Origin of the sequence: Pseudomonas sp. NPDC088890 (assembly GCF_044900155.1) — a bacterium.
GTDB classification, from domain to species: Bacteria; Pseudomonadota; Gammaproteobacteria; order Pseudomonadales; family Pseudomonadaceae; genus Aquipseudomonas; species Aquipseudomonas urmiensis.
The window spans coordinates 222,341-235,384 of sequence record NZ_JBJDNG010000004.1; the positions used below are offsets into that span (position 1 = coordinate 222,341).

Annotated in this window: 15 protein-coding genes; 8 read left to right on the forward strand and 7 right to left on the reverse strand. The window is 63.5% G+C overall.

What is annotated here, in order from left to right; all coding sequences use genetic code 11:
• Positions 1 to 291: 291 nt before the first annotated feature.
• Together ACI2JX_RS11275 and ACI2JX_RS11280 are read right to left on the reverse strand one after the other, a co-directional pair.
• Entirely contained in the window at positions 292 to 888 is a 597-nt protein-coding gene (locus ACI2JX_RS11275) for a superoxide dismutase (RefSeq protein WP_186553907.1), read from the reverse strand.
• A 193-nt stretch (positions 889 to 1,081) separates the two neighbouring features.
• Positions 1,082 to 1,681: a LysE/ArgO family amino acid transporter gene (locus tag ACI2JX_RS11280; protein WP_186553908.1), complete on the reverse strand. Its 600-nt coding sequence runs from the start codon at positions 1,679 to 1,681 to the stop codon at positions 1,082 to 1,084.
• A 125-nt stretch (positions 1,682 to 1,806) separates the two neighbouring features.
• Here ACI2JX_RS11280 and ACI2JX_RS11285 point away from each other — a divergent pair, with 125 nt between their 5' ends.
• The 3 genes from ACI2JX_RS11285 to ACI2JX_RS11295 all read left to right on the forward strand — a co-directional run bounded on the left by ACI2JX_RS11285 (position 1,807) and on the right by ACI2JX_RS11295 (position 4,815).
• A complete protein-coding gene (locus ACI2JX_RS11285; protein ID WP_368972814.1) occupies positions 1,807 to 2,697 on the forward strand; it encodes a LysR family transcriptional regulator ArgP in 891 nt (296 codons plus the stop codon).
• Positions 2,698 to 2,746: 49 nt separating this feature from the next.
• Entirely contained in the window at positions 2,747 to 3,742 is a 996-nt protein-coding gene (locus ACI2JX_RS11290; protein ID WP_186553910.1) for an NAD(P)-dependent oxidoreductase, read from the forward strand.
• Positions 3,743 to 3,990: 248 nt separating this feature from the next.
• A complete protein-coding gene (locus ACI2JX_RS11295; protein ID WP_264236524.1) occupies positions 3,991 to 4,815 on the forward strand; it encodes an ATPase in 825 nt (274 codons plus the stop codon).
• Positions 4,816 to 4,950: 135 nt separating this feature from the next.
• Here ACI2JX_RS11295 and ACI2JX_RS11300 read toward each other — a convergent pair whose 3' ends face one another.
• From ACI2JX_RS11300 to ACI2JX_RS11310, 3 genes are read right to left on the reverse strand one after another with little or no spacing between them, the layout of a single operon-like run.
• Positions 4,951 to 6,000 (reverse strand): alkene reductase, encoded by a 1,050-nt coding sequence (locus ACI2JX_RS11300; protein ID WP_264236525.1) that lies wholly within the window; start codon positions 5,998 to 6,000, stop codon positions 4,951 to 4,953.
• Positions 6,001 to 6,019: 19 nt separating this feature from the next.
• Positions 6,020 to 7,189, reverse strand: coding sequence for an MFS transporter (locus tag ACI2JX_RS11305; protein ID WP_264236526.1), 1,170 nt, complete (start codon positions 7,187 to 7,189; stop codon positions 6,020 to 6,022).
• 13 nt (positions 7,190 to 7,202) lie between these two features.
• On the reverse strand, positions 7,203 to 7,505 hold the full coding sequence (locus ACI2JX_RS11310) for a helix-turn-helix transcriptional regulator (RefSeq protein WP_264236527.1): 303 nt from the start codon (positions 7,503 to 7,505) through the stop codon (positions 7,203 to 7,205).
• Between the two features lie 154 nt (positions 7,506 to 7,659).
• Here ACI2JX_RS11310 and ACI2JX_RS11315 point away from each other — a divergent pair, with 154 nt between their 5' ends.
• The gene (locus ACI2JX_RS11315; protein WP_264236528.1) at positions 7,660 to 8,229 is read left to right on the forward strand and encodes an ACP phosphodiesterase; all 570 of its coding nucleotides are present in this window, start codon (positions 7,660 to 7,662) and stop codon (positions 8,227 to 8,229) included.
• A 197-nt stretch (positions 8,230 to 8,426) separates the two neighbouring features.
• Here the strand turns inward: ACI2JX_RS11315 and ACI2JX_RS11320 are convergent, their stop codons facing one another.
• Positions 8,427 to 9,215 (reverse strand): lysophospholipid acyltransferase family protein, encoded by a 789-nt coding sequence (locus tag ACI2JX_RS11320; protein WP_404690090.1) that lies wholly within the window; start codon positions 9,213 to 9,215, stop codon positions 8,427 to 8,429.
• Positions 9,215 to 9,970 carry an L-ornithine N(alpha)-acyltransferase gene (gene olsB, locus ACI2JX_RS11325; RefSeq protein WP_186553917.1) on the reverse strand — a complete coding sequence of 252 codons (756 nt, stop codon included), beginning with the start codon at positions 9,968 to 9,970 and terminating at the stop codon, positions 9,215 to 9,217. The genes ACI2JX_RS11320 and olsB overlap by 1 nt, the downstream gene beginning before the upstream one ends.
• Positions 9,971 to 10,105: 135 nt before the next feature.
• Between olsB and ACI2JX_RS11330 the strand changes: the two genes are divergently transcribed.
• From ACI2JX_RS11330 to ACI2JX_RS11345, 4 genes are read left to right on the forward strand one after another with little or no spacing between them, the layout of a single operon-like run.
• Positions 10,106 to 10,993 carry an acyl-CoA dehydrogenase gene (locus tag ACI2JX_RS11330; RefSeq protein ID WP_404690091.1) on the forward strand — a complete coding sequence of 296 codons (888 nt, stop codon included), beginning with the start codon at positions 10,106 to 10,108 and terminating at the stop codon, positions 10,991 to 10,993.
• 42 nt (positions 10,994 to 11,035) lie between these two features.
• A complete protein-coding gene (locus ACI2JX_RS11335) occupies positions 11,036 to 12,124 on the forward strand; it encodes a serine hydrolase domain-containing protein (protein WP_404690092.1) in 1,089 nt (362 codons plus the stop codon).
• A complete protein-coding gene (locus ACI2JX_RS11340) occupies positions 12,121 to 12,417 on the forward strand; it encodes an amidase (protein ID WP_404690093.1) in 297 nt (98 codons plus the stop codon). Before ACI2JX_RS11335 ends, ACI2JX_RS11340 begins: the two co-directional genes overlap by 4 nt.
• Positions 12,418 to 12,461: 44 nt before the next feature.
• A complete protein-coding gene (locus tag ACI2JX_RS11345; protein WP_264236535.1) occupies positions 12,462 to 13,043 on the forward strand; it encodes a YceI family protein in 582 nt (193 codons plus the stop codon).
• Position 13,044 lies beyond the last annotated feature (1 nt).

The following is a 13,044-nucleotide window of genomic DNA, read 5'->3' on the forward strand; positions in this document are numbered from 1 at the left end:
TTAGCTTCGGCAATAGACTATCGACCTTGCTGCCTTCGGTACTGTATCGGTTGCGCGCCCCTGCGACTTGAGTGCGTTGCGTCAACTTTCCAGACGTTTGATGTTAGCGCGCTATGCCAGGGGAGCAAGAGGGAGAAGGGCGCCAGACGGTGAAAAATTGTAGTGGCTGGCACTGATCGGGGCTGCCCTTGGCCTCGCTGTGCATGCCCCAGGCTTCTCTAGCGCCAAGCCATAGCGCAGCCACAAAAAAACCCGGCAAGTGCCGGGTTTTTTCTACAAGCCAGAAGCCACTCAGGCAGTGAAGGTCTTGCCTTCGAACTGCTCGGCAACGAACTTCCAGTTGACCAGGTTCCAGAACGCCTCGACGTACTTCGGACGGACGTTGCGGTAGTCGATGTAGTAGGCGTGCTCCCAGACGTCGCAGGTCAGCAGCGGGGTGTCGCCGTTGGTCAGCGGGTTGCCAGCGCCGATGGTGCTGGCCAGCGCCAGGGAACCGTCAGCCTTCTTCACCAGCCAGCCCCAGCCGGAACCGAAAGTGCCAACCGAAGTCTTGGTGAACTCTTCCTTGAACTTGTCGAAGGAACCGAAAGCGCTGTTGATGGCGTCGGCCAGAGCACCGGTCGGCTGACCGCCAGCGTTTGGCGCCAGGCAGTTCCAGTAGAAGGTGTGGTTCCAGACCTGAGCGGCGTTGTTGAAGATGCCGCCCGAAGAGGTCTTGACGATCTCTTCCAGGGTCTTGCCTTCGAATTCAGTGCCTGGGACCAGGTTGTTCAGGTTCACGACGTAGGTGTTGTGGTGCTTGTCGTGGTGATACTCCAGGGTTTCCTTGGAGATGTGCGGCTGCAGGGCATCGTGGGCGTAGGGCAGCGGCGGCAATTCAAAAGCCATGGTGGATCTCCTGATTCAGGTCTAGTTCGCGGTTTGCGCAAGGCCGATCACGGGCGGCCCGGTAAACGTCGGCGAGTTTGTACTCTTTGCGACGCAAGCTCTGGATCATATCACCAGCCCCGGCGCATAACCACGCAACAACTATAGGGAATAGAGGTTCCAGAGCGGTTACATGGCCGCTGACCTATGGCCGTCAATTGAAGATCAACTGCGCAGCCACGGCGAACATCATCACTGCCACCATCAGGTCGAGCAGGCGCCAGGTGGTGGGTCGCGCCAGCCACGGGGCCAGCCAAGCGGCGCCCAGGGCGAGGGTGAAGAACCACACCAGCGAGGCGCTGGCAGCCCCCGCCACATAGGCTCCGGGTACGCTTTGCTGGGCGCCCAGCGAGCCGATCAGCAGCACCGTATCGAGATACACGTGCGGGTTGAGCAAGGTCACGGCCAAGGCGCTGAGCAGTACCGCGCGACGTGAGCGCATGCCCTGGCCTTCCTGTTGTTGCAGGCTCTGCTTGGAGCACGCCCGTTGCAGCGCCTTGGCGCCATACCAGATGAGAAACACCGCGCCGCCCCAGCGCGCTGCCGCCAGCAGCATCGGGTTATGCGCCAGTACCGTGGCCAGGCCAAACACCCCGGCAGCGACCAGAATGGCGTCACACACGATGCACAACAAGGCCACCGGCAGGTGGTGCTCGCGGCGCAGGCTCTGGGCCAGGACAAAGGCGTTCTGCGTGCCGATGGCCATGATCAGGCCAAAGGCGACCAACATGCCGTTTAGATAGCTTTGCCACATAGCGCGAACACTCCACTGACGCCGACCGCCAGGTCGACGCTGTTTTGCTGATTGAATGCTGTCATTGTGGATAATCCCGCTGTATAAGAAAAACAAATAAAGCTGATCAGTCATTAGGAAAATCGATGTTCGATTACAAACTGCTTGCCGCCCTCGCTGCGGTGATCGAACAGGGCGGTTTCGAGCGTGCGGCGCAGGTCCTGGGGCTGTCGCAGTCGGCGATCTCTCAGCGCATCAAGTTGCTCGAGGCGCGGGTCGGCCAGCCGGTGCTGGTGCGGGCTACCCCGCCCAGCCCTACCGAAGTCGGCCGGCAGTTGCTCAACCATGTGCAGCAGGTGCGTTTACTTGAGCGCGACTTGCAGCGCCAAGTGCCGGCGCTGGACGAGGAGGGCATGCCCGAGCGTCTGCGGATTGCCCTCAACGCCGATAGCCTGGCGACCTGGTGGGCAGGCGCCGTGGGCACCTTCTGCGCCGAGCAGCAGGTGTTGCTGGACCTGGTGGTGGAGGATCAGGAAGTGGGCCTTAAACGCATGCGCGCCGGCGAAGTGGCGGCGTGCCTGTGTGGCAGCGAACGGCCGGTGGCCGGGGCGCGCAGCCTGCTGCTGGGGGCGATGCGCTATCGAGCCCTGGCAAGCCCGGCGTTCATGGCTCGCTACTTCCCCCATGGCTTTGACCCCAAGCGGCTGGCGCGCACCCCGGCGATCGTGTTCGGCCCGGATGATTTTCTCCAGCATCGTTACCTGGCTTCACTGGGCATTCAGGAAGGCTTCCTGCATCACCTGTGCCCGTCTTCCGAAGGCTTTTTGCGCCTGACCGAAGCAGGCCTGGGCTGGGGGCTGGTGCCGGAGCGCCAGGTCGCCGCGCAGCTGCAGGGAGGTGAATTAGTGGAAATCTGCGCCGATACCCCTATCGATGTGCCGCTGTACTGGCATCATTGGCGCAACGGCGGGCAACTGCTCGCGCAATTGACCGAGCACCTGCGCCAGATGGCGCCGGGCTGGCTGGTGCCCTTGTAGGGGCTGGCGACGTCAACTGCATCTGAAATCTGGCAAGGCGGAGTGTTACATGCGAATTCTGGTCACCGGCGCGAGCGGCTTCATTGGCGGGCGCTTTGCGCGTTTTGCCCTGGAGCAGGGCCTGGACGTGCGCGTCAATGGCCGGCGTGCCGAAGGCGTGGAGCACCTGGTCAAGCGTGGCGCGCAGTTCATCCCCGGCGATCTGGGCGATGCCGAACTGGCCCGGCGCCTGTGCCAGGGCGTCGATGCGGTGGTGCACTGTGCTGGGGCGGTGGGTAACTGGGGCCGCTACCAGGATTTCCATCAGGCTAACGTGGTGGTCACCGAGAACGTGGTCGAAGGCTGCATCAAGGAGCACGTGCGTCGCTTGGTGCACCTGTCGTCGCCGTCGATCTACTTCAATGGCCGCTCGCGCCTGGATATCCGTGAAGACCAGGTGCCGCGGCGCTTGCACGATCATTACGCGACCACCAAGTATCTCGCCGAGCAGAAGGTCTTTGGTGCCCAGGAGTTTGGTCTTGAGGTGCTGGCATTGCGGCCGCGTTTCGTCACCGGCGCAGGCGACGCGAGCATTTTCCCCCGGCTGATGCAGATGCAGCGCAAACGTCGCCTGGCGATCATCGGCAACGGCCTGAACAAGGTCGACTTCACCAGTGTGCACAACCTCAACGAGGCGCTGCTCAGCGCGCTGTTCGCCGATGACCAGGCCTTGGGCCAGGCCTACAACATCAGCAATGGCCAGCCGTTGCCGCTGTGGGATGTGGTCAACTACGTGATGCGCCAGATGCATCTGCCGCAGGTCACCCGCTACCGCTCCTACGGCCTGGCCTACAGCATGGCGGCCCTGAACGAAGCCGCCTGCATGCTCTGGCCCGGTCGCCCGCAGCCGACCTTGTCGCGCTTAGGCATGCAGGTGATGAGCAAGGACTTCACCCTCGACATCAGCCGCGCTCGCCAGTATCTGGACTACCGCCCGCAGGTCAGCTTGTGGAGCGCGCTGGATGAATTCTGCGCGTGGTGGAAGAACGTCCCAGGCAACCAGTGAACCTGGCGCAGGTATGATGGTCATCAGTGCGCCGCCGTTTGCGCGGTTTATACTAGGCTTTGTTCGAAAAGTGCCTGCGCGACGATCATGCTGCGTTGAAAACAGGCTCGGAATGCTCATTTACAATCAGTAAAGTCGGGCGCGACTCCGACCGTTCCTCGCCTGTTTTCGCCTTGCCTGATCGCCGCTCGGCGACTTTTCGTACAAACCCAAATGCCTCTTTGCCACCACCGCGGTTGAATCCACCCATGCGTAACGATGCTCGAGACGATTTCGACGACGTGCCCACCCTGCGCGCCGGCACCCCCGATGATGATGAACTGCTCCCTGCGCATGTCGCACGCACGCGGCAGAAGGCCGCGCGGCCGGCCAGCAATGGCCCGCTGTGGGCACTGCTGGGCGCGTCGTTCATCGCCTTGGCCGGGTTGGGCTGGTGGAGTTTTCAGCAGATCTCGCTGATGGAGCAGCAACTGGTGGCCACCCAGGAAAGCTTCGCCCGCATCAGCGAAGAAGCTGCCGGTCGCTTGCAGGCGATCAGCGGCAAGGTCGATGCCAGCGATGCCAGCGTCAGCACCGGGAGCGAGGCGTTGAAGTTGCAGATTCGCCAGTTGCAGGCAAGCTTGGCCGAACAGGGCAAGCAGCAGCAGGGGGTGGCGGGGCAAGCCGGGGATTTGGGCAAGCGCCTGGAGCAGGTGCTGGCCGATACCCGCGAGCAGCAAAAAGCGGTGACCGAGTTGCAGAGCCAGTTGCAGGCGCAACTGAAAGCGGTCAACGCTGAGCTGGCGGCCCTCAAGTCGGGGCAGTTGGACGGTGGCAAGCTGGACAGCGAGCTCAAGAGCTTGAGCAGTGAAGTTGCAGCGTTGAAGAAGCAGGGCAATCCGAGCGCGGCGATCGAGAGCCTGGAGCAGGATGTGCTGGTGCTCAAGAGCCAGGTCGACAACAAGCCAGCGGCCGCAGCTGGTGGGGCTTCGGTGCAGGAGTTCGATGCGTTCCGCGGGCAGACCACCCGCAGCATCAACACCCTGCAGAGCCAGATTCAGAACTTGCAGCAGCAGATCAACGCCCGGCCCTAGAGATCGTGAGGCCGCTTTGCGGCCTTTCGCGGGCAAGCCCGCTCTCACAGGTACCGCGCCGGACCTAAGATTGACGCTATCGCTGTGGGAGCGGGCTTGCCCGCGAAGGGGCGCACAGCGGCCCCGGGATGTCACTTACAACCGCGGATAATCGATATACCCCACCGCCCCCTTGCCATAGAAGGTCTCCGGACGCGGCTCATTGAGCGGCGCATCGGCAGCCAACCGCGCCGGCAAGTCCGGATTGGCGATAAAGGCAATACCAAACGCCACCGCGTCCGCCGTACCGCTGGCCAACGCCGCATTGGCACTGGCCTTGTCGAACCGCTCATTGACGATATACGGCCCGCCAAAGGCTTGCTTGATCAGCGGCCCAATGCTGTCATCGGCCTGTTTTTCCCGCGAGCAGATAAACGCAATACCACGCTTGCCCAATTCGCGGGCAACGTAGGTAAAGGTCTCGACCCGATCGGCATCGCCCATATCATGGGCATCGGCCCGCGGCGCCAGGTGCACGCCAACGCGGCCCGCGCCCCATACCTCGATCACCGCATCGGTCACTTCCAGCAGCAGTCGTGCGCGGTTCTCCAGCGAACCACCGTAGTTGTCGTTGCGCTGGTTGGTGCTGCTTTGCAAAAACTGATCGAGCAGGTAACCGTTGGCGCCATGAATCTCCACGCCATCGAAACCCGCCGCCTTGGCATTTTCCGCACCAACCCGATAGGCATCGACGATATCGGCGATCTCTTCGCTTTCCAGGGCCCGTGGTGTGGGGTATTCGGCCAGCGGCCGGACCAGGCTGACATGGCCTTTGGGCTGGATCGCACTCGGTGCGACCGGTAATTCGCCATTGAGGTAGCTGGGATGGGAGATGCGGCCAACATGCCACAGCTGCAGGACGATTCGCCCGCCAGCCCCATGCACCGCCTTGGTCACGTTGTTCCAGCCGCGCACCTGGTCGTTGGACCAGATCCCTGGGGTGTCCGGATAACCGACGCCCATTGGCGTGACAGAGGTCGCCTCGCTGATGATCAGCCCGGCGCTGGCGCGCTGTACGTAGTACTCGGCCATCAGGGCGTTGGGCACCCGGCCGGCGTCGGCGCGGCAACGGGTCAGCGGCGCCATGATGATGCGGTTGGGCAGTTGCAGCTCGCCCAAGGTCAACGGATCGAACAGCGTGGTCATCGGTGTTACCTCGCAAGGATCAATGGGAAGCAGTGGCCAGTTCGGCGTCGCCACCGCGCTGGCTGAAAGCGATCAGGGTGACGATCAACGCCAGCAGCGCCAGGGCCGCTGCGGCCAGCGGCACGCGGGTCAGGCCCAGGCCATGGGCGATGACGCTGCCACCGACCCAGGCGCCCAAGGCATTGCCCAGGTTGAACGCGCCGATATTCAGGGTCGAGACCAGATTCGGTGCGGCCTTGCCGTAGCTGACCACGTTGACCTGCAAGGCCGGCACTGCGGCAAACGCGGCAGTAGCCCAGAGGAACAGGGTGATCTCGGCCGGCACCAGGGCGCTGCTGGTCCAGCTCAGCGCGGTGGACACCACGGCCATGGCGGCGAACACGCCGACCAGGGTGGCGCCTAGGCGGCGGTCAGCCAGCTTGCCACCGAGGATGTTGCCCAGGGTCAGGCCCAGGCCGATCAGCAGCAGGGTCCAGGTCACCCCGCGTGGCGAGACGCCGGTGACATCACCGAGCAGCGGCGCGACATAGGTGAACAGGGCGAACATCGAGGCGGCGAACAGCACGGTCATGCTCAGCGACAGCCAGATGCCGATACCCTTGAGGGCGGCAAGCTCAGCGCGCATGTCCACCGCTTCTTGCTGACGTTGCAGCGGTAGGAAGCGCACCAGGCCGATCAGCGCGATCACGCCGATACCGGTGACTGCCCAGAAGGTCGAACGCCAACCCGCCACCTGCCCCAGCGCCGTGCCCAGCGGCACACCAAGCACGTTGGCCAAGGTCAGGCCGGTGAACATCAACGCCACGGCCGAGGCGCGGCGATTGGCTGGCACCAGGCTGGCGGCGACCACAGAGCCGATACCGAAGAACGCACCGTGACACAGCGCGGTGACCACACGGGCGAACATCAGCAGGTTGTAGTCGCTGGCCACCGCACACAGCAGGTTGCCGACGATGAACACGCCCATCAGCGTCACCAGTGCGGCTTTACGCGGCAGGCGGGCGGTGGCCAGGGCCATGAACGGCGCGCCGATGGCCACGCCCAGGGCGTAGCCGGTCACCAGCCAGCCGGCACCAGGGATCGACACACCCAAATCCAGCGCGACCTCGGGCAGCAGGCCCATGATGACGAATTCGGTGGTGCCGATGGCGAAGGCGCTGAGCGCCAGGATCAAGAGAGGAAGCGGCATTGCAAGGTCCTTTTCAGAGCTCTTGGCTCATTTGCTTGAGAAACGCCTGGATGGTGTCCTCGTTGCGTTTGAAGAAGTGCCACTGACCGATCTTCTGGCTGCTGATCAGGCCGGCACGCTGCAACGTCGCCAGGTGCGCAGAGACGGTCGACTGCGACAGGCCGCAGCGTTGGTCGATCTGCCCGGCACAGACACCGTGTTCGGTGCTGTGGTGCTGGTCGGGGAATTGCGCCGCCGGGTCTTTCAGCCAGCTAAGGATGTCTCGCCGTACCGGGTGGGACAGGGCTTTTATTATTTCGTCGAGATCGAGAGGCATGAGAGGGGCTCGGGATGTGTAGCGGTATATCGCGATGGGGCGAAATATAAATCGGTATTTAGCGATATACAAATATGAAGAGGTTCTGAGCTCAGCGCCAATCGCTATATCGCGTTATAACGATATGCCTGCGGCCAGTGCTAGACTGGGCGCCATGAACTACCTCGCACACTTGCACCTGGGCGGCCAGCAGCCGCAGCAATTGCTCGGCAGCCTGTATGGCGATTTCGTCAAAGGCGGCTTGCAAGGGCGCTTTCCACCGATGCTTGAGGCGGCGATTCGGCTGCACCGGCAGATCGACAGTTTTACCGACAGCCACCCGCTGGTGCTGGCGTCGCTGGCGCGTTTTCCGCGTGAGCGGCGGCGTTACGCCGGGATCGTCCTGGATGTGTTTTTCGATCATTGCCTGGCGCGGCATTGGCAGGACTATGCCGAGCAGCCATTGGCGCAGTTCACCCACGGGTTCTATCAGGTGTTGCTGGCCGAGCCTGAGCTGCCGGGGCGCTTGGCGCAGATTGCGCCGTTGATGGCGGCGGATGATTGGCTGGGGGCGTATGGGGATTTCGCGACGCTGGAGCAGGTGTTCAAGGGTATCGCCCGGCGCTTGTCGCGGCCTGAGGGGATGGCGGGGGTGATGGGCGAATTGGACGAGTTGTATGAGCCGTTACTGGCGGACTTTCGTGAGTTTTATCCGCAGTTGCAGGCATTTGCGGCTGGCCGTTGATGATGTGTCAGCAGACCCCGCCTCTTCGCGGGCAAGCCCGCTCCCACAGGTACGGCGTTGCCCTCGGGTTCAGAGCGGTCCTTGTTGGAGCCCACAGGTACGGCGATGCTCCTGGGGTCGCCGCAGGACCCTGTGGGAGCGGGCTTGTCGGGGCGCCGAACCGCCGCGAAGAGGCCGGTACTGATTTCAACAGACCATCAGGCCGCACGTGCCTGTCGACGAGGCGCCACCTCGATTTCTTCAGCACCGAACAGCGCCATATGAATGGCCTGCTGCGCCTGTAAGGCCAGGACCGCACGTTCTTTTTCCAGGCTGTCGATCGGTGGCAACAGGTGAATCTGCACCTGCCCACGCGGCTGAGCAAGCAAACGCATCAAGTGCGACAGCAGGTCATCATCGCCAATGAACGGCGCGATCGAGTCGACCTCACCTTCACGCAAGTACTGAATCGCCACCGGCTGCACCGGCGTCCCCTGGTCAATCGCACCCGCCAGCAGGCGGCCATGGAAGGTGCGCAAGCTGCGCCCATCGGTGGTGGTGCCTTCGGGGAAAATCAGTAAAGGCCGCTGCTCAGCCAATTGCGCGCTGATCTGCTCACGCAGGCGTTGGCCATCACCACCGCCGCGGCGGATGAACAACGTCCCGGCTTTCTCTGCCAGCCAGCCCGCCAATGGCCAGTGACGCACCTCGGCCTTGGACAGAAATGACAGCGGAGTGAGCATGCCCAGCAGCGGAATGTCAGTCCAGGACACGTGGTTGCCGATCCACAACATGGGGCGTTGCGGTAACTCGCCGATCACCTGCACCTCAAAGGGCAGGGCGGCGACCAGCCGTTGCATGAAAAACCGGCTCCAGCGCTGGCGTCGCTCGATCGACATCTCCAGCCCCAGGCGTTCGCGTACAGCCACCACGCTAGCCATGCCAGCGCCGAGCAACAGCACCATCAGCAACCGGGCCAGGCGGGCGATCACCCGCAGCCGCAGCATCAGACCGCTGCCTTGAAGTGGCGGGCGTAGCGCGGGCAGAGATCGTCGCGCTTGAGCAGGATGAACACGTCGGCGACTTGGAAGTCTTCGTCCCAGCAGGGCTCGCCGCAGATCTTCGCGCCCAGGCGCATGTAGGCCTTGAGCAATGGCGGCATCTCGGCGATGACATTGTTCGGCAGGGCCAGGCTTGGCAGCGGTTTCTTCGGCTCGGCGCGCAAGTGTTCGGTGCACAGGTAGCGCTCACGCAGGCGCTGCATGATGGCGTGGGCCTGCACGCCGCCGTCCTGCATGGGAATGCTGGCGCAGCCCATCAGGTAGCTGTAATGGCCTTCGTTGAGGACTTCGGCCAGCTCGCCCCAGAGTACCGCAATGGTGCCGCCGTTGCGGTACTCGGCGGCGACGCAGGTGCGGCCCAGTTCGAGAATCGGGCCTTGCAGCTGCAGCAGGCCATGTAGGCTGAATTCTTCTTCGCTGTAGAAGCGACCCAGGCTGCTGGCGGCCTGGTGGTCGAGCAGGCGGGTGGTGGCGACCAATTCGCCCGTAGTCAGGTCGCGTACGCCAATGTGGCGGCAGTGGATATCGTAGTCATCCATGTCCAGGCCCTGTTCGGCGCCTTTGAGCTTGGCCTTGAATTCGGCGCTGAACACCTTGAAACGCAGGGCTTGTGCTTCCTGCAGGGCCGCAGCGCCGACCAGGCGTTCGGCTTGCAGACGGCGTTCAGTGCTGTTGTCGCCAGAGCGAGCGATCCGAGTCATTACGAGTCTCCATAAGCCAGCCATTAAGGGTTGCGGCCGGTCGGCTTTGTTGTGCAAAGTCAGCCTAGGTACGCCTGGTGTCACCTCGGTGAATCTTTGGTGATGCTTGCGTGACAGCCTTTTAAGGAGCGTCTGATGGCCTGGTTGCAACGACTTAACGACCCATTACGCCAACCCCTGGCCGCCAGCCTTGGGCAAACCTATGCCGCGCAGATCGAACGCCTGGGCACCGTTGCGCCGTTCGAATTGGCGGTGCTCGGCGGGCGGGCCATGGCCACCCCGGGGCTGGCGTTCCTGATCGGCTATCAGGCGGCCTTGCGCGTGCTCTGGCCCAGCGCCCCGGCCGCGCTCGGCGCGTTGTGCGCCACCGAGCGGCGCAGCGTGCGTCCGGCAGATATGCACAGCCGCCTGGAGGGCTTGCGTGTGACCGGGCGCAAGGACTTCGTCACCGCCGGGCTCGAAGCTGAATGGCTGCTGGTGGCGGCGCGTTGCGAAGCTGCAGGCGAGTCTGCTCAGTTGAAGCTGGCGGTGGTTTACCCAGGTGAGCCGGGGGTGACCCTGGAGGCGTTGCCGACCCTGCCGCTGATGCCCGAAGTCGGCCATGCTCGCCTGACGTTGCAGCACGCCGCCTGCGAGCTGCTGGCGGGCGATGGCTGGGACGCCTACGTCAAGCCGTTCCGTTCTCTGGAAGATCTGTATGTACTGGCCGCCCTGGTGGCCTGGTTGTATGGCGTCGGCCAGGAAAGTGCCTGGCCCCAGGCGTTGCAACTGCGTCTGCTGGGCCTGCTCGGCGGCTGCGCTGAAGGTAGCCGGCAGTGCGCCGACAGTGTGGGCTGCCATCTGTTGTTAGGCGGCCTGTTCGCCCAGTTCCACGCCTTGCATGGCGAGCTCGACCAAGCCTTGGCCGCAGGGCCTGAGCAGTGGGCGCAGTTGTGGCAGCGCGACCAGGGCGTGCTGGCCCTGGCCACTGCCGCACGGGATAAGCGCTTGGCCAAGGCCTGGGCCGCCGTCGGACTGTCATGAAACGCTGCCAGGCTCGCCTGATCGTAGATGAGAGGGCGGGGCATGCGCGTGTTTCGCGGTGGGCTGTGGCTGCTGTCGCTGCTGGCCTGTGCGGCGCCAGCGCAGGACTGGCCTGTACCTGACTGGCAAAGCCAACCTACTGCCATCGACTGGCGGCCCGTCGACGACTATGCCTTCCCCGAACGCAACGAGACCGAGCGCAGTGGCGTGCGTAGCGATGCACTGCTGATCATTCGTGATGGCCGCATCCTGTATGAGCGCTACTACGCGCCGACTGCAGCCAATACCTCGCACTTGACTTGGTCGGTGAGCAAAAGCGTGCTGGCCACGCTGCTCGGCGTAGCTTATGGCCAACAGCGGTTCCGGCTAGAAGATCAGGCAGCGCGCTTTTACCCACCTTTGGCCAAGCACCCTGAGCTGCGCCTGGTCGATCTTTTGCACTGGGCAAGCGGCCTGGCCTGGCAGGAGGATTACGAATACGCCCCGCTGAAATCTTCGGTGGTGGCCATGCTCTATACCCGCGGTCGCCAGGATATGGCGGCCTACACGGCGGCAATGGCTGCTGACCAGGCGCCAGGCCAACGCAGTCGCTATTCCAGCGGCGACAGCAACCTGCTGGCCGCTGCCTTGCGCGGGATGCTCGACCCGCAGCAGTACGCCAGTTATCCCTGGCAAGCGCTGTTCATCCCGCTGGGCATCGACAGTGCCGTGTGGGAACGCGATCGCGCCGGGACCTTTGTCGGCTCCTCCTATCTGTACCTGAGCGCCCGCGACCTGGGACGCATCGGTTTGCTGATGCTCCGGGAAGGTCGGTGGCAAGATCGGCAATTGCTACCCGTCGATTGGGTCGCCTTCAATCGAGCACTGTTTGCTCATGCGCAAGCTATCGAGGGTGAGGCCAACCCGGGCGGCCACTGGTGGCTCAACCGACCAGTGCCGGGCCATCCGCCACCCTGGCCAGACGCCCCGCAAGATGTGTACGCCGCGCTCGGCCACTGGGGGCAGGCGCTGTATGTACTGCCGAGCCAGAAACTGGTGGTGGTGCGCTATGGCGATGATCGCGATCGCAGCTACAGCCACAACGCGTTGCTCAAGCGGGTCCTGGCGGCGGTGACTGGGGAGGGTAGATGAGGCGCGTGCTGTGGCTGTTAGTTGCCCTGCTGCTGGCGTGGGCCTGGCATGAGCGGCAAGCGCTAGCGGACTTCCCGGGGATTCTCTCAGCCTACTCGGCCAAGGAGTACTGCTCGTGCCGCTTCGTCATGGGCTTGGACGAGCACTACTGTCGAGTTTATGTGCAGCAGTACCTGCCGCTCACTCGCCTGCAAGAGGACGGCGCCACCCGTTTGGTTATCGCCGAGGGCCTTGGCCGCAGCAATCAAGCCGCTTGGCAGGGCCCGCGTGAGGGCTGCCGCTTGCTGCCGTGAAGGCGGGCGAGTAAGGTTGAACGCTTTGTTTCACAGGATTTTCCATGTTCAAGTTTGCCCGCCTCCTGCCTGCCCTGCTGCTGGCTTTGTGCCTGCCCGCTCACGCCAACTGGCACCTCGACGGCGAGTCGTCGCGCTTGTCATTTGTCACAGGCAAGAATGGCGACACCATCGAGGTGCATCGCTTCCTGGTGCTGCATGGCAAGGTCGACCGCAAGGGCACGGCAGGGCTGAGCATCGAGATGGATTCGGTGAGCAGCGGCATTCCACTGCGCGACGAGCGTATGCGCGATGGCTTGTTCGAGTTCGAGCGCTTCCCCGAGGCCACGGTCAAGGCGCAGATCGATCTACGCCCGATCAACGACCTGGCTGACGGTGCGCAGATCGAGTTGCGCTTGCCGGTCACCGTCACCCTGCACGGCCAGTCGCACAGCTACAACGCCCTGCTGCTGGCCACCCGTCTGGATGAGCGGCGTTTCCAGGTGGTCACCCTCGAACCGCTGATCCTGCGCGCCAGTGATTATGGTCTGCTGCCGGGCCTTGAGAGCCTGCGCAAATTTGCCAAGCTCAACTCGATCAACCCGTCGGTGCCGGTCAATGCGGTGCTGATCTTCACCGCCCGCTGAC

What these genes read in the sequence shown, in the direction of transcription:
- ACI2JX_RS11290 (WP_186553910.1), top strand. Translation starts at nt 2,747, where the DNA reads ATGCGAATTCTGGTCACCGGCGCGAGCGGCTTCATTGGCGGGCGCTTT.
- ACI2JX_RS11330 (WP_404690091.1), top strand. Translation starts at nt 10,106, where the DNA reads ATGGCCTGGTTGCAACGACTTAACGACCCATTACGCCAACCCCTGGCC.
- ACI2JX_RS11275 (WP_186553907.1), bottom strand. Translation starts at nt 888, where the DNA reads ATGGCTTTTGAATTGCCGCCGCTGCCCTACGCCCACGATGCCCTGCAG.
- ACI2JX_RS11280 (WP_186553908.1), bottom strand. Translation starts at nt 1,681, where the DNA reads ATGTGGCAAAGCTATCTAAACGGCATGTTGGTCGCCTTTGGCCTGATC.
- ACI2JX_RS11335 (WP_404690092.1), top strand. Translation starts at nt 11,036, where the DNA reads ATGCGCGTGTTTCGCGGTGGGCTGTGGCTGCTGTCGCTGCTGGCCTGT.
- ACI2JX_RS11315 (WP_264236528.1), top strand. Translation starts at nt 7,660, where the DNA reads ATGAACTACCTCGCACACTTGCACCTGGGCGGCCAGCAGCCGCAGCAA.
- ACI2JX_RS11305 (WP_264236526.1), bottom strand. Translation starts at nt 7,189, where the DNA reads ATGCCGCTTCCTCTCTTGATCCTGGCGCTCAGCGCCTTCGCCATCGGC.
- ACI2JX_RS11320 (WP_404690090.1), bottom strand. Translation starts at nt 9,215, where the DNA reads ATGCTGCGGCTGCGGGTGATCGCCCGCCTGGCCCGGTTGCTGATGGTG.
- ACI2JX_RS11310 (WP_264236527.1), bottom strand. Translation starts at nt 7,505, where the DNA reads ATGCCTCTCGATCTCGACGAAATAATAAAAGCCCTGTCCCACCCGGTA.
- ACI2JX_RS11340 (WP_404690093.1), top strand. Translation starts at nt 12,121, where the DNA reads ATGAGGCGCGTGCTGTGGCTGTTAGTTGCCCTGCTGCTGGCGTGGGCC.
- ACI2JX_RS11285 (WP_368972814.1), top strand. Translation starts at nt 1,807, where the DNA reads ATGTTCGATTACAAACTGCTTGCCGCCCTCGCTGCGGTGATCGAACAG.
- ACI2JX_RS11300 (WP_264236525.1), bottom strand. Translation starts at nt 6,000, where the DNA reads ATGACCACGCTGTTCGATCCGTTGACCTTGGGCGAGCTGCAACTGCCC.
- olsB (WP_186553917.1), bottom strand. Translation starts at nt 9,970, where the DNA reads ATGACTCGGATCGCTCGCTCTGGCGACAACAGCACTGAACGCCGTCTG.
- ACI2JX_RS11345 (WP_264236535.1), top strand. Translation starts at nt 12,462, where the DNA reads ATGTTCAAGTTTGCCCGCCTCCTGCCTGCCCTGCTGCTGGCTTTGTGC.
- ACI2JX_RS11295 (WP_264236524.1), top strand. Translation starts at nt 3,991, where the DNA reads ATGCGTAACGATGCTCGAGACGATTTCGACGACGTGCCCACCCTGCGC.